The 1,060-nt window shown below is 62.6% G+C and carries 1 protein-coding gene; it reads left to right on the forward strand.

Annotated features, from left to right (window positions below; genetic code table 11):
- Nucleotides 1–1,060: DUF3333 domain-containing protein (locus EOA86_RS35860; protein WP_128345762.1), on the forward strand; the 1,060-nt coding region annotated here is incomplete at both ends.

A 1,060-nucleotide genomic window follows, 5' to 3' on the forward strand; every position in this document is an offset into this window, starting at 1 on the left:
GGCCAAGGTCGACCCGGCGAAACTCGACGAAGTGAATTACGACGCCATCGCTCAGGAAGCGCTTACGGCAAAATTTCCGGATGTGACGAGCCGCCAGGACAAGCGCCTGCTGCGCGGACTGATTTCCACCGGCACAGGCGTGTTCCTGCGCAAGGATATTGCGGCTGATCCGGGGATGCTCGGAGGAACGGTGGACTATGCGGTTCCACTTGACGATTTTGCCGACCTCTATCTCAAGGGTCTGCTTGCCGACGTCGGTTCGGACGAAGCGATTTCGACAAGCGTCACGCCTTCGCAAATCGGCGGCGACATCGATCTGACCTTCGGCGACGATGCCATGCTGGGGCTGGCGCGCGGCCATGGTGCGACCGAGGGCGAAAACGGCATGCTCACCCTGACGAGCGGCGCGTCGTCGCTGCTGGTCGCGTTCAATGGCGGCACGGTCAAGCTGACCGCGCTGTCACCTGCGGCCAACGGCATGGTGATCGCTAAGGGCACGGTGATCGAGGCGCTGGACAGCACGGCGCCCGCCGCGAGCGGCCAGGCATTCCTGCGCGTAATCGAGACGCCGGAAGCATCGCGAAAGATTTCGGACAAGATGATCGTCTGGCTCGACACGCTGAAGAGCGCCGGCCTGATCGAAAGCCGGTTCAACTCGATCTTCTTCTTCACCGGCGCAAGCCGCGAGCCGGAACTGGCCGGTGTCTGGGGCGCGGTCGTCGGATCGTTCCTGACCATGATCGTAACGCTGGCCATCGCCTTCCCGATCGGCGTTTCAGCGGCGATCTATCTTGAGGAATTTGCGCCCAAGAACCGGCTGACGACGATGATCGAAGTGAATATCAACAATCTGGCGGCGGTGCCTTCGATCGTCTTCGGCCTGCTTGGACTTGCCGTATTCCTGAATTTCTTCGGCATGCCGCGCTCCGCCCCGGTGGTCGGCGGCATGGTGCTGGCGCTGATGACCCTGCCGATCATCATTATCGCCTCGCGCGCTTCGCTGCGCGCGGTGCCACCGTCGATACGCGAGGCGGCGCTTGGCATCGGAGCCTCCAAGGTC

The sequence above is a fragment of the Mesorhizobium sp. M5C.F.Ca.IN.020.32.2.1 genome, assembly GCF_004023105.1.
Classification (GTDB): domain Bacteria; phylum Pseudomonadota; class Alphaproteobacteria; order Rhizobiales; family Rhizobiaceae; genus Mesorhizobium; species Mesorhizobium wenxiniae.